This is a genomic window from Phenylobacterium sp., from assembly GCF_036502675.1.
Taxonomy (GTDB): Bacteria; Pseudomonadota; Alphaproteobacteria; order Caulobacterales; family Caulobacteraceae; genus Phenylobacterium.
Genome location: NZ_DASXYF010000081.1, coordinates 1 through 22437 on the forward strand (window position 1 = coordinate 1; position 22437 = coordinate 22437).

Below are 22437 nucleotides of genomic sequence, written 5' to 3' on the forward strand. Positions count from 1 at the left end.
GCGGTCGTCCTCACGCTTGGGACCTGGCCGGTTCTTGGGCAGGTGAGGCTCGATCGCCGCCCACGCCTCGTCACTAAGCCAATAGACGTCTTCCATGAACGCCTCCTCTGCTTCTGATGCAGAGTGATTCCAGATTTGAACGTTAAATCAATAGACTGGTTAGGTCTTCAGCCTAGCGCCTATCCCCGCGGCCGGCGCTTCAGCGCCACGTAGAGGGCCCCTTCCCCGCCGTGCTTACGGTGGGCGTCGGAGACCCCGGCGACCACGGGGCCGAGGCTGGGCGCGGCGAGCCACTCCGGCGTGCGGCGCTTCAGGATCCCGTCGCCCTGGACGCCCTTGCCGGTAATGACCAGGGCCGCACGATAGCCGTTCTCCCAGGCCCGGAACAGGAAGCGTTCGAGGGCGGCGCGCGCCTCGTCCTGGGTCATGCCGTGCAGGTCGATGCGCGCGGCGATGGGGTCGCGCTCCCGGGCGAGGCGGTGCTTGCGGCGGGGCTCGATGGGATGCGGCGCGGCGCGGCGCGGCGCGGACGGCTTGGCCCTGGTCATCGCCGCTGCGGAGGCGGCGGGCGCCGGAAGCGGACCGGCGGGAGGCGCCCCCTCCCCCGCCGGCTGCGGCGGCCGGGGAAGACGGCGCCCCGGCAAGGGATGGACGGTGGCGGCGACCACGGACCAGAGCCGAAGTTCGTCAGGCTTCAGCGGGCGCTTCACGGGGCGAAGGGCCGGGTGTCGGGCACCAGCCGGTAGAGCCTGAGCACGTGGCGCACCCGGCCGGCCTCGGCTCCCGCCGCATCCCCCTGACCCAGGTAGAGGTCGGAGCGGACCGCGCCCTTGATCGCGCCGCCCACGTCGAGGGCCAGCGCCAGGCGTTGGTAGACAGGCTTGGCCCCGGCCAGGCTCGGGCGGCTCGCGTCCACCCAGAGGAGCTCGCCCATCTGGTGGGCGCCGGGATCGACCGCCACCGCGTGGCCGGCGGGCAGGCCCACCTTCGCCGCGCCCAGGGGCGGGCTGCCGTCGTAGGGCGCGAGGGTGAAGAACACATAGCGCGGGTTGAGCCGCATGATGGCGTCGGCGGCGGGGCCGCGGTTGGCGGCGAGCCATTGACGGATGGTGTCGGCGCCCGTGGCGTCGGGCGCCAGCAGGCCGCGTTCGCGCATGGGGTTGGCGATGGCGACGAAGGTCCGGCCGTTGGTGGCGGCCACTGCGGCCCTGATCCGCCGGCCGTCGGGGAAGTCCAGCACGCCGGAGCCCTGCACCTGCAGCAGGAACAGTTCCTCCGGGCGCATCCAGGCGAGCGGGCGGGCGACGGGAGAGGCCTCGATCTCGCTGCGGTCCGGATAGGGCTGCAGCCGGCCCCCGCCGCGGCGGGCGGCGACCGGTCGTCCGGCGCGGGCCCGGTCGAACACTCCGCCGTCCACCATCACCAGGTCGGCGGGCTTGCCGCGCACGGGGCCGGTGAAGTCGCCGCCGGGCCGATCCCGCGCGGGGTACTCCGGGACGAAGTAGGCGGTGAGCACCCCCTCCCCTTCGATGCGCCGGGCGTGGAAGTTGGTCTCGAAGAACCGGCGGGCGCCTCGGCGGTCGAGGTTGGGGGCCGCGCGGGCCCGGCGGCAGACCTCGACCATGGCGGGATCGGCCGCGACGCCGCAGCCGCTGACGAACGCCGCGTAGGCTGACGCATGGTCCTCGTCGTTCCAGCCGGGCAACCGGGCGACGGAGGCGCTCGGGGAGCTGGGGGGGGTGCCGGAGGAACCCTCCGGCGGGGGCCTGGAGGGCGCGAGCGGACGTTCGACGGCGGCGCAGGCCGCCGAGACCAGGGCCAGCAGCGCGGCCCCCCAGACGCGCAGGCGCATCGGCCTCAGGCCTCCGCGGCGTCGACGTGGACCAGAAGCCAGTTGGGGTCGCGGCTCTTCAGGTTGCGCTCGAAGGTCCAGAGCTCGGCGGTGCGGCGGTCGTCCACCGCCTCGCCCTCGGGACCCTTGGAGCGGCTGCGGAACTCGCCCAGGAACCGGGTGGTGATGCGGGCCGTGTCGCCGGCCACCTCGGCGCTTTCCAGGTCGGCGCGGGGGGCGGTGAGGAACTCGACGGTCTCGCTGGAGCCCTCGTTCTCGCGCTGCGCGATCACCGAGTCGAAACTGGCCATGACGTTGGGGGCCAGCAGCTTGCGCAGGGTGGCGCGGTCGCCGGTGGCGAAGGCGCGGACGATCATCTCGTAGGCAGCCTTGGCGCCGGCCAGGAACTGGGCGGCGTCGAAGCCGGGGTCGCGGGCCTTCAGCGCCGCAAGACCGGTGAGCGCAACGCCGTCGTCGGTCAGCTCCTGTGGCCGGTCCGGGCCGCGGACGCTCGCGGTGACCGTATCGGCGGCGGGGGTGTCGCCCGGCTGCCGGCCCACGCGCCGGCCCAGCACGGAATAGAGCTGGTAGAGCACGATGGCCGCCAGGGCCGCGAAGATGATCAGCGTTATGATGGGCAACACGGACTCGAAGGTTGGGCGCGGACGCCAACCCTCAATATAGGGCGTGGGGGCGTCCCCGTCAGGGGTGACATTGCATAGGCCAGGGGCCCATGATAGCAGCCCCGCGACTTGGCGGGGTGCGCGGTTGGCGTCCCCGGAGCCTGGCGGCGCCGTATAGGGCCCCGCCCCTAGCACGGATTTCTTGCATGACCGACATCGACGTGGCCGCGGGCCAGGAAAATGGCCAGGGGCAGGCGGAGCCGGGAATCCGCGTGCTCGCCCAATACATCCGCGACCTGTCGTTCGAGAATCCCCGCGCGCCGGAGGCCCTGCGCCAGACCGGGGCGCAGCCGCAGATGGACGTCGGCGTGGAGATGAACGCCCGCGGCCGCGACGACGGCTATTTCGAGGTGGACCTGAAGCTGTCCGCCCGCGCCAGCCGCGAGGACGGGCCGCTGTTCCATGTGGAAGTGCTCTACGGCGGGGTGTTCCAGATCACCGGCGTGCCGCAGGACCAGGTCGAGCAGGTGCTGCTGATCGAGTGCCCGCGGTTCCTGTTCCCCTTCGCCCGGCGGGTCATCGCCGACGTGACCTCCGACGGCGGCTTCCCGCCCTTCCTGCTGGACCCGATCGACTTCGCCGGCGTCTATGCGGCGCGGCAGGCGCAGGCCGTGGAGACGGTGGGCAACGCCTGAATTCCCGGCGTACCGGGGTCTACAGCCCGAACTTCTTCCAGAGCTCGTCGCTCTTCACCGCTTCGCGGATGAAGGCGGCGTGCAGTTCGCGCTCGGCGCCGGTGGAGCGGGGCGCGAGCGCGCGGGGGCGCGGGCCGTAGGCGTTCTGGCGGGCGACGGCGACCGCCTCCACCAGCACGGGGGCCGAGAGCTCGAGGCGGCGCTCGCGGCCGCCCTTCAGCTCGAGATAGACCGCGGCCAGCAGATTGGTGTCGACGAGCGCGCCGTGCAGGTCGCGTTCGGCCAGCGAGATCTTGAACCGCTTGCAGAGCGCGTCCAGCGAATTGGGTATGCCGGGAAAACGCGCCCGGGCCAGGGCCAGGGTGTCGATCCAGCGTTCTTCCGGCAGGTGCACGCGACCGCAGCGGCCCAGCTCGTGGTTGATGAAGGCGCGGTCGAAGCCGGCGTTGTGGGCGATCAGCGGCGCTTCGCCGACGAATTCGAGGAAGCCGTCCACCACCTCGGCGTGGGCGAACCTGGGCTTGCCGCGCAGGAACTCCGCGGTGATGCCATGCACCCGCTGGGCGCCCTCCGGCATGTCGCGCTCGGGATCGACATATTTGTGGAAGGTGCGGCCGGTGGGGACGAAGTCCTCCAGTTCGAGGCAGGCGATCTCCACCAGCCGGTGGCCGAGGTGCGGTTCGAAGCCGGTGGTTTCGGTGTCGAGGACGATCTCACGCGCCATGCCGTTTCATGCCCGGGTTCGGCGCCGGCTTCAACCGGGCGCGAGGTCGCGGGGCCGCCTCCATTGGGGATCGTTGAGGGCGGCGACGATCTCCGCCACCTGGGCGCGGGCGGCGTCCAGGCCCTGGCTGGAGTCGATCACATAGTCGGCGCGGCGGCGCTTCTCGGCGTCCGGCGTCTGCTTGGCGAGGATCGAGGCGAACTTGGTCTCGGTCATGCCCGGACGGGCCAGGACGCGGGCGCGCTGCAGGTCGGCCGGCGCGCTGACCACCGCCACAGCGTCGACGCTCCCCTCCCCGCCGGCCTCGAAGAGCAGCGGGATGTCGAGGACGGCGAACGGCGCGCCGGAGGCCCGGGCGGCGTCCAGAAAGGCTTCGCGCTTGCCGGCCATCAGCGGATAGACGACGGCCTGCAGGCGCTGCAGCGCCGCGTCGTCGGAAAGCACCCGCGCGCCCAGCAGCTGGCGGTCGACGGCGCCCTCCACGACCACGCCGGGGAAGGCCTCGCCCACCGGGCCCACGGCCCCCCCGCCTGAGGCATAGAGGCGGTGGACCTCCGCGTCGGCGTCGTAGACCGGCACGCCGGCCTCCGCGAACATGGCCAGCGTCGCCGACTTGCCCATGCCGATGGAGCCGGTGAGCCCCAGGATCCTCATAGGCCGATCCTCATAGGCCGATCCTCATGGCCCGGCCTGCAGATGCGCGAGCGCCAGGGCGCGGACGTCCACCGGTGGCGGCGGGCGCCCGAAGAAGGCCTCGAAGGACGGCGACGCCTGTCCGATCAGCATGTCGAGACCGTCGACGGTGGCCAGGCCCCGGGCCGCGGCGGCGACGAGGAAGGCCGTCCGGCTGCGGCCGTAGACCATGTCCATGGCGACGGCGCGGTCGGGGGCGGCGTGCAGCGGCAGGGCGAGGGATTGCGGGTCGGTGAGCCCGACCGAAGTGGCGTTGATCACCGCCGCGGCGCCCGCAAAAGCGGCTGTGGCCTCAGCGAGGCCGAAGGCCTGCACCCGAGACCCAAGGTCCAGAGCGATGGCGTCGGCCTTGGCGCGGGTGCGGTTGACGATGCGCAGCTCCGGCGCTCCGGCCGCGAGGAAGGCCGCCGCCGCGCCGCGGGCGGCGCCCCCCGCCCCCACCACGACGACGGGCCCGGCGGCGGGGTCGAACTTCGGGTCGTGGCCGGCGAAGGCGGCCAGCAGCCCGATCCCGTCGGTGTTGTCGGCCACGATCGTCCCGTCGGCCTCGAAGATCAGCAGGTTGGCGGCGCCGGCCCGACGGGCCCGGTCGCTGGGGCGGTCGGCGACGGCCAGGGCGTCCGCCTTGAAGGGGATGGTGACGTTGAGGCCGCGCACCGCCCCACCCCGCAGACCCTCGGCGAAAGCGCGGAAGCCGTCGGCGTGCGGTGCGAACGCGACATAGACCGCGTCGAGCCCCGCCGCGGCGATCCAAGCGTTGTGGACCAGCGGGCTCAGGGAATGGGCGACAGGCGAGCCCGCAACGCCGGCCACCAGGGTCGCGCCGGTGATTGGACGGCTCATGCGGTCAGCACCCCCTCCCCGCGCAGCAGCTCCAGCAGGCCCAGCATCGGCAGGCCCAGGATGGCGAAATAGTCGCCGTCGATATGGGAGAACAGCTGGGCGCCCAGGCCCTCCAGCCGGTAGCAGCCCACCGAGCTCAGCACGTCGTCGCCTTCGCGCGCCAGGTACTGCTGCAGGAAGGCGTCGGAGAAGACGCGCATGGTCAGCGTGGCGGTGGCGGTTTCCCGCCAGATCACCGCGCCGGACTTGGCCACCACCACGGCGGCTTCCAGGCGGTGCGTCCGGCCGCGCAGCAGGGCGAGGCGCTCGCGGGCCTCGTCGAGGGTGGCGACCTTGTCGTAGAGCCGACCCTCGAGCTCCAGGGTCTGGTCGGCGCCGATGACGTATTCCGGACGGCCGGCGGAGATTCGCAGGGCCTTGCGCTCGGCGAGCGCGCCGGCGATCTCGCGAGGGGTCGCGGCCTGGGCCAGCAGCTCGCGCTTGACCGCGTCCTCGTCGACGCCGGACGAGACGGCGGCGAAGGCGACGCCCGCGCCTTGCAGCAGGGCTTTGCGCGTGCCGCTCTGCGAGGCCAGGACGACCTGTGGGGTCACCCCAGCACCTCGATCTGCCCGTGGCCGCCGTGCATCAGGTTGAGCACCGCCGCGGCGGTCTCCTCCACCGAACGGCGGGTGACGTCGATCACCGGCCAGCCCTGGCGTTCGAACAGCCGGCGGGCGAGCACGATCTCGTCACGGACCCCTTCCGGATCGACGTAGGTGCTCTCCCGGACCTCCTTCAGGTTGAGCAGCCGGTTCTTGCGGATCTGCACCAGCCGGTCAGGCGAGACGGTAAGGCCCACCACTAGCGCCTTCTTGAGCTGGAACAGCTTTTCCGGCGGCGCCCGGTGCGGGACCAGCGGCACGTTGGCGGCGCGCACGCCTCGGTGAGCCAGGTAGATGCAGGTGGGCGTCTTGGAGGTGCGCGAGACGCCGACCAGCACCACGTCGGCCTGCTCCAGGTCCTGGCCGCCCTGGCCGTCGTCATGGCCGATGGCGTAGTTCAGCGCGTCCATGCGGTTGAAATAGTCGGTGTCCAGCGCGTGCTGCACGCCCACCCGGCTGGTGATCGAGGCGCCCAGGTAGCGGGACAGCGCCGAGACCAGTGGATCCAGCGCCGGAATACAGGCCATGTCCAGCTGGCGGCAACCCTCCTCCAGGGACGCCCGCAGCTTGTCGTCGACGATGGTGTGGATGACGACGCCCGGGGCTTCCTCGATGTCGGCCAGGGCGCGCTCCAGCTGCCGGGGCGAACGGACCAGGGCGTAGATGTGCTCGATCGGCAACACGTTCTCGAACCGTGCGCAGACGGCGCGCGCAAGCGCGTTCAGGGTCTCGCCGGTGGAGTCGGAGACCAGGTGGACGTGGAAGTAGGTGGCGAGGCGGACAGCGCTCATCGGGGAAATATTTCTGGGGACAGTTGAGTCGATACCCTCTTAGCGAAGCCCGGCCCGCTTGGGGATAGGTCGCGCTGATTCCCGGAGGTCTCGTCGTCGGTCTGCACGACGGGGATCAAAGGCCGGTTTCCAGGCCGCCTCGTCCCCCGACGCCAGGCAGGCGCCGATGGCGGCCGGCGAGTCCGGGACGGAATCCTGGCGGATTGGTTATCAGTACTCCGATCCCGAACACCCTTAATGAATCGTTAAGGCCAACGAACGCGATTCCGGTTCATGCCCGTAATTCACAGGCCCGCCATCTCGGCTGCCGGGAGGGAGCCCGGCTTGGGGACAGGCTGGGTATGGCCGGGACACTCCGGGAATTATCCCCGGGTCCGACCGGCCCTACCTCTTTCTCAATCTCCTAATTTATATGATTTCCAGGAAGAAGATGCGGTGTGTGAACCACTAGGCTTGAGCCTTTTGCGGGAAGCCGGTTTAACCGCGGCATGACCGAAACGTCCCAACCGCTCCTGTTGCGCGCCCTGGCCGGAGAGACGTTGGCGAGGCCGCCGGTGTGGTTCATGCGCCAGGCTGGCCGGTCGCTGCCGGAATACCGCGAGCTGCGGTCCAGGGCGGTGGACTTCATCGCCTTCTGCCACAATCCGGAGATGGCCGCGGAAGCGACCCTGCAGCCCATGCGGCGGTTCCCGATGGATGCGGCCATCGTCTTCGCCGACATCCTGCTGCTGCCGCGGGCGCTGGGCCAGGACGTCTGGTTCGCAGCCGGGGAGGGGCCGAGGCTGGGACCTTTGCCTCCGGTGGAAAGGCTGGCCGACGAGATCGAGGCCTCGACGAGGCGGCTGTCGGCTGTCGGCGAGACCCTGTCGCGGGTGCGCGCGGCGCTGGAGCCCGAGCGGGCGCTGATCGGCTTCGCCGGCGGGCCATGGACGGTGGCGACCTATATGATCGAGGGGCGGGGGAGCGACCGGTCGCGTGCCCGCGCCTTCGCCTATCGGGAACCTGAGCTGCTGGACCGGCTGCTGGACGTGCTGGTGGACTCCACGGCGCGCTACCTGGTGATGCAGGCGCGGTCCGGGGCCCAGGCGCTGAAGCTGTTCGAGTCCTGGGCCGAGGGCCTGGCGGAGGATGTGTTCGAGCGGGTGGTGATCCGGCCGCACCGGGCGATCGTGGAAAAGGTACGGGCCGCGGGCGTCGACGCGCCGTTCATCGGCTTCCCCCGCGGCGCCGGCGCCCTGGTGGAGACTTACGCCGCCGCCGTGCCGGTGCAGGCGGTGGCGCTGGACACCCAGGCGCCTCTGGCGCTGGGGCGGCGGCTGCAGGCACGGGGGATGCCGATCCAGGGCGCGCTGGACAACTTGCTGCTGCAGGCCGGCGGGCCGGGGCTGGACGCGCGGGTCGAGACCCTGCTGGCGGCCTGGAGCGGTGGACCCTACATCTTCAACCTGGGCCATGGGGTGACGCCGGACACGCCGGTGGAGCACATCGACCGGGTGGTCCAACGTGTGGTGCGCGAGGCGGTGAGCGTTTGAAGCGCCTGGCGGTGGTGCTGTTCAACCTCGGCGGCCCGGACGGGCCGCAGGCGGTGCGGCCCTTCCTGTTCAACCTGTTCCGCGACCCGGCTATCCTCGCCGCGCCGGCGGTCGTGCGCTATCCTCTGGCGGCGTTGATCGCCGTGCGGCGGGCGAAGGCGGCGCAGGCCAACTACGGGCTGATGGGTGGCGGCTCGCCGATCCTGCCGGCGACGCAGGCGCAGGCCCGGGCGCTGGAGGCGGCCCTGCGGGCGGCCTTGCCGGGCTACGAGACGAAGGCCTTCATCGCCATGCGCTACTGGCCGCCGCTGACGGAAGACGCAGCCGCGTCCGTAGCGGCGTTCACGCCCGACGAGGTGGTGCTGCTGCCACTCTATCCGCAGTATTCGACCACCACCACGGCCTCGTCCCTGGCCGCCTGGCGCGCCGCCTACCGGGGAAAAGGCCGTATACGGACAATATGCTGCTATCCCGACGCCGAAGGCCTGGTCGCAGCACATGCCCGGATCATCGAGGCGACGGCGGACGGCGACGGCGGAAAGGGGGTGCGGCTGCTGTTTTCCGCGCACGGCCTGCCGGAGCGGGTGGTGGCCGCGGGCGACCCCTATCCGGCGCAGGTGGCGGCGACGGCGGCGGCGATCGCGGCGAAGCTGCCCGGTTTCCCCGACTGGACCATCTGCTACCAGAGCCGGGTGGGGCCGCTGCGCTGGATCGGACCCTCGACCGAGGATGAGATCCGGCGGGCCGGGCGGGAAGGGAAGGGGGTGTTGATCGCGCCGATCGCCTTCGTCTCGGAGCATGTGGAGACCCTGGTGGAGCTCGACCACGATTACCGGAGGCTGGCGGGCGAAGTGGGCTGCACGCCCTACCTGCGCGCGCCGGCGCTGGGGGTGGACAGCGGGTTCGTCGCGGCCCTGTCGATCGCGGTGGAGGCGGCCCTGCAGCGGGCGCCGGGACCGGCGCCGGCGGGGCCCTGGCGCTGTCCCGGCGCCCTCGGCAAGTGCGGTTCGAGGAGCGCGGCGTGACCTACGATCTGTTGCGAGGCGGCCATATCCTGTCGGTGATCGCCTGGATGATCGGGCTGATGTACCTGCCCAGGCTCTACGCCTACCACACCAAGGCCGCGCCCGGCTCCGAGATGGACCTGACCTTCCGCAAGATGGAGGCGGGCCTCTACCGGCTGATCATGAATGTCGGCATGATCGCGGCCTGGGGTTTCGGCCTGGCGCTGATCTACTACGACGGAGCGCACCGGCTGGGCTGGGGTTTCCTGACGCAGCCCTGGATGCTGACGAAAATAGCCGGGATCCTTTTCATGACCGGCTGGCATCACTATCTGGGGCAAGCGCGCAAGGCCTTTGCGGCCGGGCGCAATCTCCGGTCGGAGCGCTATTGGCGGATGGTCAATGAGCTGCCGTTCCTGGCCGCCGTCGTCATGGTGCTGGCGGTCACCACCGAGTTCGGATCCCATTGACGCAGACCGGCTTCGCTTGACCCGGAGGCCCGCTTGTGTTTCCGCTGACGCGTGCGGAGTCTTCTCCGCATCCCGCCTTCTAGCCGGCGACGCGCGCGCAACCGCAGCGCAGCCTGCCGGCCCCCACAGAACGACTCGGCGCGCATGCGCCCCAATTTGAACCGGCACGACGCCCCGGACCCGTCAATCCTGATGACTGGGCGCGGCCATACGAGTGAATTCCATGCCTGACGAAACCCCTTCCGAGCTGCTCGACGCGCCGGTCGAAGACGCGGATGTCGCGATCGACGGCGGAGACGAGGCCTCCGAGCTCAGCGCCTCCATCGCGGCCCTCGGCCTGACGCGGATGTCGCTGCAGGAGCTGAAGGACAAATCCCCCGCCGACCTCCTCTCTTTCGCCGAGACGCTGGAGATCGAGAACGCCAATTCCATGCGCAAGCAGGACATGATGTTCGCGATCCTCAAGGTGCTGGCGGAGGAGGGGGTGGAGATCTCCGGCTCCGGCACCATGGAGGTGCTGCAGGACGGCTTCGGCTTCCTGCGCTCGCCGGAAGCCAACTACTTGCCCGGGCCCGACGATATCTATGTCAGCCCCTCGCAGATCCGGAAGTTCGGCTTGCGCACCGGCGACACCGTCGATGGCGCCATCCGCGCCCCGCGGGAAGGCGAGCGCTACTTCGCCCTGGTGAAGGTCGACCAGATCAATTTCGAGAACCCGGAAAACGTGCGCCACAAGGTGCACTTCGATAACCTGACGCCGCTGTATCCGGAAGAGCGCCTGCGGATGGAGATCGAAGACCCGACGCTGAAGGACCGCTCGGGCCGGATCATCGACATCGTGGCGCCTCTGGGCAAGGGGCAGCGCTGCCTGATCGTGGCGCCGCCGCGGGTCGGCAAGACGGTGATGCTGCAGAACATCGCCAAGTCCGTCGCTGCCAACCAGCCGGAATGCTACCTGATCGTGCTGCTGATCGACGAGCGGCCGGAAGAAGTCACCGACATGCAGCGCACGGTGCGCGGCGAAGTGATTTCCTCGACCTTCGACGAGCCGGCGACCCGCCACGTGCAGGTGGCTGAGATGGTGATCGAGAAGGCCAAGCGCCTGGTCGAGCACAAGCGCGACGTGATCATCCTGCTGGACTCGGTGACCCGGCTGGGCCGGGCCTATAACACCGTGGTGCCGTCCTCCGGCAAGGTGTTGACTGGCGGCGTGGACGCCAACGCCCTGCAACGGCCGAAGCGGTTTTTCGGCGCAGCGCGGAACGTGGAGGAGGGCGGCTCGCTGACCATTATCGCCACGGCGCTGATCGACACCGGCAGCCGGATGGACGAAGTGATCTTCGAAGAGTTCAAGGGCACCGGCAATTCGGAAATCATCCTGGACCGCAAGGTCGCCGACAAGCGGATCTTCCCGGCCATCGACATCCTGAAGTCCGGCACCCGCAAGGAAGAGCTGATCACGCCGAAGGATCAGCTGCAGAAGACCTATGTGCTGCGGCGGATTCTCAACCCCATGGGGGCACAGGACGCCATCGAGTTCCTGTTGGACAAGCTGCGGCAGTCGAAGAACAACGACGACTTCTTCCAGTCGATGAACACCTGACGCGCAGGGCGCGCCGATCCGCCCCGGCGCTACCGTGTTTCACGTGAAACACTACCCTGAGGTGCCAGCCCTCAGGCCAAATTCCGGGCGAAGAACTCCAGGCTGCGCCCGCCGGCCAGCCTGGCGGCCTTCTCGTCATAATGCTCGCTGCCCGGCCGCGCGAAGGCGTGGTCGCACCCCGGATAGGTGTGGGCCTCGATCAGGGCGTGGGGTTTGAGCGCCTGCAGGATGATCGCCTGCGCAGCCTCGGGCACGAACTGGTCCTTCTCGGCGATGTGCATCAACAGCGGGCGGGTGAGTTTCTCCGCCTCGGCCACGCGGGATTCGAGGCCGACGCCGTAGTAGGAAATGCTGGCGTCCACGTCGGTGCGGGTCGCGGTCAGGAAGGCCAGCAACCCGCCCAGGCAGAAGCCAACGGCCCCCACCTTGTCGTTGCAGGCCGGATCGGCGCGGATGTGGTCGATGGTGGCGGCGATATCCGCGACGCCGGCGTCGACGTCGAAGGTGTTGAACAGTTCGAAGGCGCGCTTCCATTCCGCCTCGGTCTTGTCGGTGAACTGGATACCGGGCTCGATCCGCCAGAACAGGTCGGGGCAGATTGCCAGATAGCCTTGGCCCGCCAGGCCGTCGGTGATGTCGCGCATCACCTGGTTCACGCCGCAAATTTCTTGGATGACCACCACGGCGGCGCCGCCGCCTGCTGACGGACGCGCCACATAGGCCTGGAACGGGCCGTCAGCGGTCGTGATCGTGGTGGACTCGCCCATTCGTCGCTCCTGGTTTCAATCGCCCTCTAGCGCACCGGGGCGATGACAAGCCATATCTAACGACATCAAGCGCTTCGGAGACCGCCATGAAGATGACCATCGAGGTCGACTGCACCCCGGAAGAGGCTCGGCGCTTCATGGGGCTGCCCGACGTCTCCAGCCTGAACGATCATCTCGTCAAGGAGATGCAGTCGAAGATCAGCGCCAACATGTCACTGCTGTCCGCCGACGATTTCGTGAAGAGCTGGATGGCTTTCGGAGCCGGCGCGCAGGAACAGTTCCGCAAGCTGATGGACGCCAGCCTGAAGGCGGCGTCCTGACCGGATGAACGACACGATCTTCGCCGCCGCCACCGCGCCCGGGCGTGCCGCGGTGGCGGTCGTGCGCGTTTCGGGGCCGCTGGCCGCAGACGCCGTCAGGGCCCTGGCCCGCCGCCGGCCGCCGGCGCGGTCGGCGCGCGTCAGGATGCTGCGGACTCCGGAGGGGGAGGCGCTGGACCAGGCGCTGGTGCTGTGGATGCCGGGTCCCGGCAGCTACACGGGCGAGGATTGCGCCGAATTCCACGTGCACGGCGGCGTCGCGGTTGTGGAGCGCCTCCATGCGGCCCTGGCCGACCTGGGCCTGCGGCTGGCCGAACCTGGCGAATTCACCCGCCGGGCGTTCGAAACCGGCAAGCTGGACCTTGCCCAGGCCGAGGGCGTCGCCGACCTGGTCGACGCCGAGACGGAAGCGCAGCGGCGACAGGCGCTGAGCCAGGTGGCCGGCGCGCTAAGCCGGGCGCAGTCGGGTTGGCGGGAAGGGCTGCTGGCGGCGCTGGCGGTGTTCGAAGCGGCGGTGGATTTTCCGGACGAAGACGTGCCGCGGGATGTCGCGGAGAGGGCGCGGCCGGTGCTGGAACGGCTGATCGGCGAACTGGAAGCGGCCGGCGCCGACGCGGCGCGCGGCGAACGGGTGCGGGCGGGCTATCGCATCGCCCTGCTGGGCGCGCCCAACGCCGGGAAGAGCACGCTGTTGAACGCCCTCGCCGGCCGGGAAGCGGCGATCGTCAACGCGCGGCCGGGGACCACGCGGGACGTGATCGAGGTTCCCGTGGTGCTGGCGGGTTACAAGGCGCTGCTGGCCGACACCGCGGGGCTACGCGAGGCCGTCGACGAGATCGAGGCGGAGGGCGTCCGACGAGCCCGGAACTGGGCGGCGGGGGCTGATCTGCGGCTCTGGCTGGTGGACGGCGCCCTGGCGACCGAGGCGCATCCGCCGGCGGAGCTGCAGGCGGGGGATCTGTGCGTGCTCACCAAACAGGACATGGGGGAGGGCGGCGCGACGGATTCGGCGCAGGCTGCGGCTGCGGCGGCCGGGCTGGCCGTGCTGGCGATGTCGGCGCGCGTCCCCGAGGACGTGGCCGTGCTTAGAGAGATGCTCCAGACGAGGGTGTCGGCGGCCCTGGCGGGGTCCGAGACGCCGACGGCCACGCGGCTGCGCCATCGCGCGCATCTGTCCGAGGCCGTCGAGCGGCTGCGCCATGCGTTGCAGTCGACCCAGGTGGAACTCGCGGCCGAGGACGTGCGGCTGGCGGGACGGGCGCTGGACCGCATCACTGGCAGGCTGGATCCGGAGGCTGTGCTGGAGCGGATCTTCGCCACCTTCTGCATCGGCAAGTGAGCGTTTCACGTGAAACATCGGTGAGCCCCAACCCGCCGCGGTGACCCAGCCTGCGCAATCGGCTATAAGGCGGCTCCGGCTCGCGCCCGGTGCGCAAGGCCCCACGCTTCGGACCTGATATCTTGAGTTCCTGGGACGTCATCATCATCGGCGGCGGTCACGCCGGCTGCGAGGCGGCCGCAGCCGCGGCCCGGTTCGGCGCGCGCACCCTGCTGCTCACCCATAAGCTCGAAACCATCGGCGAGATGTCCTGCAATCCGGCCATCGGCGGACTCGGCAAGGGCCACCTGGTGCGGGAGATCGACGCGCTGGACGGACTGATGGGCCGGCTGGCCGACCGGGCCGGCATCCAGTTCCGCCTGCTGAACCGTTCCAAGGGCGCAGCGGTGCGGGGCCCGCGCGCGCAGATCGACCGCAGGCTCTACCGCGAGGCGATGCAGGCCGAGCTCGCCGCCACGCCGAACCTGACCGTCCGCGCCGAGGCGGTGGAGGACCTGACCGTCCGGGACGGCCGGGTGGCCGGCGTCGTAGGCGCCTCCGGCGAAGCCTACGCCGCGCCGCGCGTGGTGCTGACCACCGGCACCTTCCTCAAAGGGCTGATCCATCAGGGAGAACTCCGCGTCCCGGCCGGCCGCGTGGGGGAGGGGCCGTCGATCGGACTATCGGACCGGCTCTATGCGCTGGGCCTGAAGATGGGCCGGCTGAAGACCGGCACGCCGGCGAGGCTCGACGGCCGCACCATCGCCTGGGACAGGCTGGAGATGCAGCCCGGCGACCAAGCGCCGGTCCCGTTCTCCTTCCTGACGGGGTCGATCGAGACGCCGCAGGTCTCCTGCGGCGTGACCTACACCACGGAGGCGACGCACCGGATCATCGCCGAGCGGCTGACCGAGTCGGCGGTTTATGGGGGCAGGGCGGTCGGCCGCGGCCCGCGCTATTGCCCGTCCATCGAGGATAAGGTGGTGCGGTTCGCCGACAAGACCAGTCACCAGGTCTTCCTGGAGCCCGAGGGGCTGGACGACGACACGGTCTATCCCAACGGCGTCTCGACCTCGGTGTCGGAAGCGACCCAGGCGCTATTCCTGCGCACCATCCCCGGGCTCGAGGCCGTGGCGGTCAAGCGCTATGGCTATGCGATCGAATACGACTACGTCGATCCGCGGGAGCTGTTTCCGACCCTGGAGGTGAAGCGCCTGCCGGGCCTCTACCTGGCAGGCCAGGTCAACGGCACGACGGGTTACGAGGAGGCCGCGGCCCAGGGCCTGGCGGCGGGACTCAACGCGGCGCGGGCGGCGTCGGGCGCGGAGGCCGCGGCCTTCGCCCGCGACGAGGCCTATATCGGGGTGCTGATCGACGACCTGGTCACCCGGGGCGTCACCGAGCCCTACCGGATGTTCACCAGCCGGGCGGAATTCCGCCTGACGCTGCGGGCGGACAACGCCGACCAAAGGCTGACGGCAAAGGGCGTCGCGCTCAGCTGCGTGGGCGCCGAACGTCGCGCGGCGTTCGGCGCCAAGGCGGCGGCGCTGGCCGCGGCACGGGGCCGGGCGGCCGAATTGCGACTGACGCCCGCCGAAGCGACGCGGGCCGGCCTGCCCGTGAAGGCCGATGGCCAACGCCGTGATTTGGTTCAGCTCCTGGCCTATCCGACCATCGGGTTCGACGAGCTCGCCGCCATCTGGCCGGAGGTCGCCGGCTGGTCGGCGCCGGTGCGGGAGCAGCTGGAGATCGACGCGTCCTACGCCGGCTACCTCGACCGGCAGGCGGCGGACGTCGCAGCCTTCCAGCGGGACGAGAACCTGCAGCTCGCCCCCGACCTGGACTACGCCGCCATGGGCGGGCTCTCCAACGAGGTCCGCGAGAAGCTTGCCGCCGTGCGCCCGTTGACCCTGGGCCAGGCGGCGCGGATCGAAGGGGTGACTCCGGGCGCGCTCACCGCCCTCCTGGCCCATGTCCGTCGCCGCGCCGCTTGAGGCCGCGGTCGCGGTCACCGACGCGTCGAGCTTCGCCGCGGCGAGTGGGGCCAGCGCCGCGCAGATGGAGATGCTGGACGCCTATCGCCGGCGCCTGGTGGAGTGGAGCGCGAAGGTGAACCTGGTGGGTCCGGCGACGCTCGACATCTTCTGGTCCCGCCACGCCTGGGACTCGGCCCAGCTCCTGCCGTTCGCGCCGGACGCCCGGAGCTGGGCCGATCTCGGCGCCGGGGCCGGCCTGCCGGGGGTGGTGCTGGCGGTGCTGGGCAAGGGGCGGCCGGATTTTCACGTGGACCTGATCGACAGCCAGGCCAAGCGCTGCCGCTTCCTGCAGGCGGTGGTGGACGAGCTCGAGCTGCCGGCGACGGTGCGCAACGCGCGGGCGGAGGGCCTTTCCCTGAAGGTCGAGGTGGCGGCGGCGCGGGCCTGTGCGCCCCTGGTCCGCCTCTTGGGGTATGCCGAGCCCTACCTGCGGCGCGGCGCCACAGGCCTGTTCCTGAAGGGGCAAGATGTTGCGTCGGAGCTGGAAGAAGCTACAAGATATTGGGACTTTGACGCGGACATCTTGCAAAGCCGCAGCGACGCGCGGGGGCGCATCGTCCGCGTAAGGAGATTGCGGCGTGCCCGTAAAGCCTGAACTGCCCCTGCGCGTGCTGGTGATCGCCAACCAGAAGGGCGGCGTGGGCAAGACCACTACGGCGATAAATCTGGGTACGGCGCTGGCGGCGGTGGGCGAGCGGGTGCTGTTGATCGATTCCGATCCGCAGGGCAACGCCTCGACCGGCCTGGGCGTCGGCCGGGCGCAGCGGACGACGACGCTCTACGACGTGCTGATCGGCGGCCAGCCGATCGCCGACGCGGTGGTGAAGACCGCGCTGCCGGGACTGGACCTGATCCCTGGGGACGCCGATCTCTCCGGCGTGGAGCTGGAGCTGGGTCACGCGCCCCGGCGCTCGTTCAAGCTGCGCGACGCCCTGGAGCCGGTGCGCCGCGACGGGGCCTACAGCTATGTGCTGGTGGACTGTCCGCCGTCGCTGAACCTGCTGACCGTCAACGCCCTGGCGGCGGCGGACGCGGTGCTGGTGCCGCTGCAGTGCGAGTTCTTCGCCCTGGAGGGACTGACCCAGCTTGTCCGCACCATCGACCTGGTGCGCGGCAGCCTCAATCCGCTGCTGGAGATCCAGGGCGTGGTGCTGACCATGTACGACAGGCGCAACAGCCTGTCCGAACAGGTGGCGCGCGACGTGCGCAGCCACTTCGGGCCGGCGGTCTATGCGACGGTGATCCCGCGCAACGTACGGGTCTCCGAGGCGCCGTCGTTCGGCAAGCCGGTGCTGGTCTACGACCTGAAGTGCGCCGGCAGCCAAGCTTATCTGAAGTTGGCGCGGGAAGTCGTTCAACGCGAACGCCAACGCCGCGTGGCGGCCTGAGGAGCATCACATGGCCGAAGGACGCAGGGGACTGGGGCGGGGGCTGTCGGCCCTGATGGACGAGGTGGATCCCGCGATCGCCGCGCAGCAAGGCGCGCGGTCGCGGGCCGAGACGCCCATCGAGTTGATCCAGCCCAATCCCGACCAGCCGCGGCGCAGCTTCCCCGAGGCGGAGATCGAGGAGTTGGCGCAGTCGATCCGCGAGAAGGGTGTGCTGCAGCCCATATTGCTGCGGCCGGCCCCGCGGGCGCCGGGGCGGTTCGAGATCGTGGTGGGCGAGCGGCGCTGGCGGGCGGCGCAGCGGGCGGGGCTCGTCGCCGTGCCCGCGGTGGTGCGCGAGCTGGACGACCTGCAGGTGCTGGAGATCGCCATCGTCGAGAACGTCCAGCGCGAGGACCTGAACGCCCTGGAAGAGGCCATGGCCTACAAGGCGCTGCTGGAGCGGTTCGGCCGCACACAGGAGGCGGTGGCCAGGGCGGTGAGCAAGAGCCGCAGCCATGTGGCCAACACGCTGCGCCTGCTGCAGCTGCCGCCGGCGGTGCAGGACCATGTAGCGGCCGGGCGGCTTTCGGCCGGTCATGCCCGGGCGATCGCCGCTTCGGAAAACGCCGCGGCCCTGGCCGAGCGGATCGTGGCGGCGGGGTTGAGCGTGCGCGAAGCCGAGACTATGGCGCGCGCCGACAAGGGCGCGCCGAGGAAAGCCGCGGCGCGCAAGGCGGGGTCGAAGGACGCCGACACCCTGGCGCTGGAGCACGACCTGGCCGAGGTGTTGGGCCTCGACGTCGGCATCGTCGACCATGGCGGTGCGGGCGAGCTTACGATCCGCTACGAAACCCTCGAGCAGCTCGACGATCTTTGCCGGCGGCTCACGCGGGGTTAGAGCGGAGCCGGCGCGTCCAGGCCCGCGAATTCCTGAACCGCTATTTATATTTGGTCGGAAACGTCACAGGCCCAGCTTGCGCGCCCGGCCCGCGACGGCCAGGGCCAGGCGCTCGGCGATGAGTTGGTCCGGCGCGCCGCTCTGTTTGCAGGCCCGGTCGGCGCCCAGGACCTCGGGCTGCAGACGGTCGAGGTCTTCCAGGCTCCAGCTCCTGGCCTGGCGCAGGAACTCGCGCTCCTGCTTCCAGAATACGCCGGAAGCCTTGGCCGCCTCCTGCAGGCCCGCGCCGCGCTTGGCCAGCGTCAGCGTGCGGCGCAGGCGGCCCAGGTGCATGCCGATGGCGCGCACGGCCCCCGGGCCGCCTTCGCCTTCGGCAGCGGCGCGGCGCAGGGCGGCCTGGGCTTCGGCGGCGCGGCCGCCGAAGGCGTCGGCGGCGGCTTCGGAGAGCGAGGCCTCGGGCTCCACGCCCAGGAAAGGCTCCAGGTCTTTCGCGCTGGCCGTGAGTCCGGAACCCGGGCCGAGATAGAGGGCCAGGCGCTCGATCTCCTGGCGCGCGACGCCACGCTCGCGCGGCAGGCGGGCCACGAAGACGGCCAGGGCGTCGGCGTCCAGACCGACGCGGTCCTTGGCCAGGGTCTCGCGCACCAGCCGGGCCACGTCGCCGGGCTCGTCCTCGTAGCAGGGAATGGCGGCCGCGGCCGCGGCCGCCTCGGCGGCCTTGCGCAGGGCCGACGCGCGCGCCGGCAGTTCGCCCGCCTCGATCAGGAAGAAGGCCTCGGGGTTGAAGGCGCCGCCGGCATGGGCGGTGACCGCCGCCGCCACCACCTTGTCGGCCTTGTCGGCGGACAGGCGCAGGCGCACCAGCCGCCGGCCGCCCATCATCGACTGCGCGGAAAGCTCGCTCTCCAGGCGCGCGCCGTCGGCGTCGAGATCGCGATCGGTGAGCAGGGCCACGTCGAAGGGGTCGTCCGGCCGCTCGGTGACCTTGCCGGCCAGCTGGTTGGCGCGGTCGCGGACCACGCCGGCGTCGCGGCCGTAGAGCAGCACGCAGCGGATCGCGGCGTCAGGCCTGGCCAGGAACCGCTCGACGTCGGGGCGGCGGCTCAGGATCACGGGCTCAGCTCTTGGATCGCCCGGCGAGCCAGGCGGCCAGCTCGAGCTGGATGCGGTGGGCGGCTTCCTCGGCCGCGCGGTCGGCCACGTCCTGCTGAGCGGCGATGGAGGCGTAGGGCTGGTCGGCGGAATCGTAGGTGAGCTGCACCCGCACGCTACCGCGCTTGGCCTCGGCGCCGGAGGGCAGGCTGACCAGGCTGTAGTTGGCGGTGAGCACGTACTCGTAGCGTGTGGCGACGTTGTCGACCCGCAGGCCGCGCGGGTAGCGCTGCTCGGAAAGCTGGAGCTGCATGCGGTAGATCGGGGCCGCCCCGCGGTTCTTGGCCAGGGCGTCGTCCAGGTGTTCGCGGATCAGGTAGCCGGTGCGCCCTTCCGGGGCGACCACGTCCACCGCCGAGAGCCGGCTGGTGACGCCGGGCACGGCGTAGAGCGGGGTGAAGCCGCAGGCCTGCAGGCCGGGCGCGGCCAGCCCCAGGGCCGCGGCGAGGGCCAGGTTCCGGCAGCGGCGCATGCTAGTTGGCCACGACATTGACGATGCGGTCCTTCACCACGATCACCTTGCGAATGGTCAGGCCTTCTAGGCGCCGTGCGATTTCGGGATCGTCAAGCACGATCTTCTCCACGTCCGCCGGTTCGGCCCCCGCCGGGGCGGTGATCTCGCCGCGGCGCTTGCCGTTGACCTGTACGGGCAGGACCAGCACGTCGTCGACCACCAATTCCGGATCGTGCTCGGGCCAGGGGGCGTCCACCACCATGCCGCCGCCGCCGATGCGGGCCCAGGCCTCCTCGGCCAGGTGCGGCGTGAAGGGGGCCATCAGCCGCGCAAAGGCCGACAGGGCGGCCCGGCGTTCGGCCTGCAGCGAGGCGCTGGCCCCCTGGGCGGGAGTTTCCTTCAGGAGGTTCAGGAAGGCGTAGAGGCGGGCGATGCCGGAGTTGAAGCGGAAGCTGTCGATGGCCTCCGTCACCGCCTTGATCAGCTTGTGGGACGCGCGCTTCAGGGTGAGCGCCGCCGCGTCGGGCGGGGGCGCGGCGCCGGCCGCTGCGGGCTGGCTGTCGAATTCGTCCCACACCCGGTTTATGAACCGCCATGCACCTTGCACGCCGCCGGCGGTCCACTGGGTGTCGCGCTCGGGCGGCGAGTCGGAGAGGACGAACAGCCGGGCGGCGTCCACGCCATAGGCGTCGAAGATCTCCGCCGGCGCCACGGTGTTGCGCTTGGACTTCGACATCTTCTCGACGTCGCCGATCACCAGCGGCTCGCCGGTGTCGGCCAGGCGGGCGCGGCGAACGTCGCCCGCGGCGACGATCTCGACAAGGCCAGGCTCCACCCACTCGCCGTTTTCGCGGCGATAGGTCTCGTGGGTGACCATTCCCTGGGTAAAGAGGCCGTCGAACGGTTCCTGCACCGACAGCAGCCCTTCGTCGTGCAGGGCGCGATTGATAAAGCGGGCGTAGAGCAGGTGCAGCACCGCGTGCTCGACCCCGCCCACATACTGATCCACCGGCATCCAGTAGTCGGCGGCTTCCTTGTCGATCGGGTCTGCGGCCTCGGGGTTGGTGAAGCGGTCGAAGTACCAGGAAGAGTCGACGAAGGTGTCGAGGGTGTCGGTCTCCCGCGTCGCCGGCCCGCCGCAGTCGGGGCAGGTGGCCTGCTTCCAGGTGGGGTGACGGTCCAGCGCGTTGCCCGGGCGGCTGAAGTCCAGGTCGTCCGGCAGGGCGACGGGAAGCTGGCTCTTCGGCACGCCGACCACGCCGCATTTGCTGCAGTGCACAATGGGGATCGGGCAGCCCCAGCCGCGCTGGCGCGCCACGCCCCAGTCGCGCAGGCGATAGACGGTGGCCCCTTCGCCCTGGCCCTGGGCCTCGATGCGTTCGACGGCCCTGGCTTTCGCCGCCTCCACGTCCAGGCCGTCGAGGTCGGCGGAGTTGAAGATCGTTCCCGGGCCGGTGTAGGCCTCGGCGCCCACGGCGAAGGTCCCTGGGTCCTCGCCGGGCGCCAGTACGACCGGCTTCACCGGCAGGCCATACTTGCGGGCGAAATCCAGGTCGCGCTGGTCGTGGGCGGGGCAGGCGAAGATGGCGCCGGTCCCGTAGTCCATGAGGATGAAGTTCGCGATCCAGACCGGCAGGGTCCAGGAGGGATCGAACGGGTGGACGACACGCAGGCCTGTGTCGACGCCGATCTTCTCCGCGGTCTCGATCTCGGCCTCGGAGGCGCCGCCCTTGCGGCACTCGGCGATGAAGGCGGCCATCGCCGGGTCGGCGGCGGCCAGCTGTTCGGCCAGGGGGTGGTCGGGGGCCACGCCTACGAAGCTCGCGCCGTAAAGAGTGTCGGGCCGGGTGGTGTAGACCTCCAGCCCGGCCTCGAAGCCGGCCGGCGGCGCGCCGGCGAACCGGAACGAGAACCGCAGGCCCTTGGAGCGGCCGATCCAGTTCTCCTGCATCAGCCGGACCTTCTCCGGCCAGCGTTGCAGTCCGGCGAGCCCGTCCAGCAACTGGTCGGCGTAGTCGGTGATCCGCAGGAACCACTGGGCCAGGCGCCGCTTCTCGACCACCGCGCCGGAGCGCCAGCCGCGGCCGTCGACCACCTGCTCGTTGGCCAGCACCGTCTGGTCGACCGGGTCCCAGTTGACCAGGCCCTCCTTGCGATAGACCAGGCCGCGCTTCCACAGGTCGAGGAACCAGGCCTGCTGCTTGCCGTAGTAGGCCGGATCGCAGGTGGCGAATTCGCGGCTCCAGTCGATCGACAGGCCCAGGCGCTTCAGCTCGCCGCGCATCTTGGCGATGTTGTCGTAGGTCCAGGCCCTGGGATCGACGCCGCGTTCCATGGCCGCGTTCTCGGCCGGCAGGCCGAAGGCGTCCCAGCCCATGGGGTGCAGCACGTTGAAGCCGCGGGCCCGCTTGAATCGGGCGATCACGTCGCCCAGCGCGTAGTTGCGCACATGGCCCATGTGCAGGCTGCCCGAAGGATAGGGGAACATCTCGAGCGCGTAGTATTTCGGCCTGGCGCGGTCGATGCGCGCCCGGAAAACGTCGGCGTCAGTCCAGGCGGCGCGCCACCTGGGTTCGGTCTCTTTGGGATTGTAGCGGGCCATGGGGCTCAGCGGGGATTTGCGGGACGGGCGGACCGGGACTAGCGCGCCGACGCGGGCGTGGGAAGCC

Annotated in this window: 23 protein-coding genes; 11 read left to right on the forward strand and 12 right to left on the reverse strand. The window is 70.7% G+C overall.

From position 1 onward, the window contains the following. Nucleotides 1–179 precede the first annotated feature (179 nt). From VGL30_RS10480 to timA, 3 genes are read right to left on the reverse strand one after another with little or no spacing between them, the layout of a single operon-like run. Entirely contained in the window at nt 180–710 is a 531-nt protein-coding gene (locus VGL30_RS10480; RefSeq protein ID WP_414694974.1) for a Smr/MutS family protein, read from the reverse strand. Continuing rightward, nucleotides 707–1852: an MltA domain-containing protein gene (locus VGL30_RS10485; protein ID WP_331539643.1), complete on the reverse strand. Its 1146-nt coding sequence runs from the start codon at nt 1850–1852 to the stop codon at nt 707–709. Before VGL30_RS10485 ends, VGL30_RS10480 begins: the two co-directional genes overlap by 4 nt. Nucleotides 1853–1857: 5 nt before the next feature. After that, nucleotides 1858–2466, reverse strand: coding sequence for a TIM44-related membrane protein TimA (timA, locus tag VGL30_RS10490; protein WP_331539731.1), 609 nt, complete (start codon nt 2464–2466; stop codon nt 1858–1860). Between the two features lie 194 nt (nt 2467–2660). Here timA and secB point away from each other — a divergent pair, with 194 nt between their 5' ends. Further along, nucleotides 2661–3149: a protein-export chaperone SecB gene (gene secB, locus VGL30_RS10495; protein ID WP_331539645.1), complete on the forward strand. Its 489-nt coding sequence runs from the start codon at nt 2661–2663 to the stop codon at nt 3147–3149. Between the two features lie 19 nt (nt 3150–3168). On the opposite strand, the gene dnaQ is transcribed toward secB, so the two are convergent. From dnaQ to VGL30_RS10520, 5 genes are read right to left on the reverse strand one after another with little or no spacing between them, the layout of a single operon-like run. Continuing rightward, entirely contained in the window at nt 3169–3873 is a 705-nt protein-coding gene (dnaQ, locus tag VGL30_RS10500; RefSeq protein WP_331539647.1) for a DNA polymerase III subunit epsilon, read from the reverse strand. A 30-nt stretch (nt 3874–3903) separates the two neighbouring features. Further along, nucleotides 3904–4527, reverse strand: coding sequence for a dephospho-CoA kinase (gene coaE / locus VGL30_RS10505; protein WP_331539649.1), 624 nt, complete (start codon nt 4525–4527; stop codon nt 3904–3906). Nucleotides 4528–4551: 24 nt separating this feature from the next. Beyond that, the gene (locus VGL30_RS10510) at nt 4552–5409 is read right to left on the reverse strand and encodes a shikimate dehydrogenase (RefSeq protein ID WP_331539651.1); all 858 of its coding nucleotides are present in this window, start codon (nt 5407–5409) and stop codon (nt 4552–4554) included. Then, on the reverse strand, nt 5406–6002 hold the full coding sequence (locus VGL30_RS10515) for a Maf family protein (protein WP_331539653.1): 597 nt from the start codon (nt 6000–6002) through the stop codon (nt 5406–5408). Before VGL30_RS10515 ends, VGL30_RS10510 begins: the two co-directional genes overlap by 4 nt. Next, the gene (locus VGL30_RS10520; RefSeq protein WP_331539655.1) at nt 5999–6844 is read right to left on the reverse strand and encodes a pyruvate, water dikinase regulatory protein; all 846 of its coding nucleotides are present in this window, start codon (nt 6842–6844) and stop codon (nt 5999–6001) included. Before VGL30_RS10520 ends, VGL30_RS10515 begins: the two co-directional genes overlap by 4 nt. Nucleotides 6845–7332: 488 nt before the next feature. Here VGL30_RS10520 and hemE point away from each other — a divergent pair, with 488 nt between their 5' ends. The 4 genes from hemE (at nt 7333) to rho (ending at nt 11453) form a co-directional block, all read left to right on the forward strand. Beyond that, a complete protein-coding gene (hemE, locus tag VGL30_RS10525; protein ID WP_331539657.1) occupies nt 7333–8376 on the forward strand; it encodes a uroporphyrinogen decarboxylase in 1044 nt (347 codons plus the stop codon). Further along, nucleotides 8373–9401 (forward strand): ferrochelatase, encoded by a 1029-nt coding sequence (hemH, locus tag VGL30_RS10530; protein ID WP_331539659.1) that lies wholly within the window; start codon nt 8373–8375, stop codon nt 9399–9401. Before hemE ends, hemH begins: the two co-directional genes overlap by 4 nt. After that, nucleotides 9398–9850, forward strand: coding sequence for a CopD family protein (locus VGL30_RS10535; protein WP_331539661.1), 453 nt, complete (start codon nt 9398–9400; stop codon nt 9848–9850). Before hemH ends, VGL30_RS10535 begins: the two co-directional genes overlap by 4 nt. 223 nt (nt 9851–10073) lie before the next feature. Further along, on the forward strand, nt 10074–11453 hold the full coding sequence (gene rho, locus VGL30_RS10540; protein WP_331539663.1) for a transcription termination factor Rho: 1380 nt from the start codon (nt 10074–10076) through the stop codon (nt 11451–11453). Between the two features lie 71 nt (nt 11454–11524). Here the strand turns inward: rho and VGL30_RS10545 are convergent, their stop codons facing one another. Next, nucleotides 11525–12220 (reverse strand): dienelactone hydrolase family protein, encoded by a 696-nt coding sequence (locus tag VGL30_RS10545; protein ID WP_331539665.1) that lies wholly within the window; start codon nt 12218–12220, stop codon nt 11525–11527. 86 nt (nt 12221–12306) lie between these two features. On the opposite strand from VGL30_RS10545, the gene VGL30_RS10550 reads away from it, so the two are divergent. The 6 genes from VGL30_RS10550 to VGL30_RS10575 all read left to right on the forward strand — a co-directional run bounded on the left by VGL30_RS10550 (nt 12307) and on the right by VGL30_RS10575 (nt 18162). Continuing rightward, on the forward strand, nt 12307–12540 hold the full coding sequence (locus VGL30_RS10550; RefSeq protein ID WP_331539667.1) for a DUF6489 family protein: 234 nt from the start codon (nt 12307–12309) through the stop codon (nt 12538–12540). A gap of 4 nt (nt 12541–12544) precedes the next feature. After that, nucleotides 12545–13879, forward strand: a complete 1335-nt coding sequence (gene mnmE, locus VGL30_RS10555; protein WP_331539669.1) for a tRNA uridine-5-carboxymethylaminomethyl(34) synthesis GTPase MnmE — start codon at nt 12545–12547, stop codon at nt 13877–13879. Nucleotides 13880–13998: 119 nt separating this feature from the next. Beyond that, nucleotides 13999–15852, forward strand: a complete 1854-nt coding sequence (gene mnmG / locus VGL30_RS10560) for a tRNA uridine-5-carboxymethylaminomethyl(34) synthesis enzyme MnmG (RefSeq protein WP_331539733.1) — start codon at nt 13999–14001, stop codon at nt 15850–15852. Next, nucleotides 15830–16489 carry a 16S rRNA (guanine(527)-N(7))-methyltransferase RsmG gene (gene rsmG, locus VGL30_RS10565; RefSeq protein WP_331539671.1) on the forward strand — a complete coding sequence of 220 codons (660 nt, stop codon included), beginning with the start codon at nt 15830–15832 and terminating at the stop codon, nt 16487–16489. The genes mnmG and rsmG overlap by 23 nt, the downstream gene beginning before the upstream one ends. Nucleotide 16490: 1 nt before the next feature. Continuing rightward, on the forward strand, nt 16491–17282 hold the full coding sequence (locus tag VGL30_RS10570; protein ID WP_331539735.1) for a ParA family protein: 792 nt from the start codon (nt 16491–16493) through the stop codon (nt 17280–17282). 10 nt (nt 17283–17292) lie between these two features. Further along, nucleotides 17293–18162: a ParB/RepB/Spo0J family partition protein gene (locus VGL30_RS10575; RefSeq protein ID WP_331539673.1), complete on the forward strand. Its 870-nt coding sequence runs from the start codon at nt 17293–17295 to the stop codon at nt 18160–18162. A gap of 63 nt (nt 18163–18225) precedes the next feature. On the opposite strand, the gene holA is transcribed toward VGL30_RS10575, so the two are convergent. Genes holA through leuS form a run of 3 tightly spaced genes read right to left on the reverse strand, consistent with a single transcriptional unit; the run spans nt 18226 to nt 22370 of the window. Next, complete coding sequence (gene holA / locus VGL30_RS10580) at nt 18226–19275, reverse strand: DNA polymerase III subunit delta (RefSeq protein WP_331539675.1); 1050 nt, start codon at nt 19273–19275, stop codon at nt 18226–18228. 4 nt (nt 19276–19279) lie between these two features. Next, nucleotides 19280–19786, reverse strand: coding sequence for an LPS assembly lipoprotein LptE (lptE, locus tag VGL30_RS10585; protein ID WP_331539677.1), 507 nt, complete (start codon nt 19784–19786; stop codon nt 19280–19282). A gap of 1 nt (nt 19787) precedes the next feature. Then, nucleotides 19788–22370, reverse strand: a complete 2583-nt coding sequence (gene leuS / locus VGL30_RS10590; RefSeq protein ID WP_331539679.1) for a leucine--tRNA ligase — start codon at nt 22368–22370, stop codon at nt 19788–19790. Nucleotides 22371–22437: the final 67 nt, after the last annotated feature.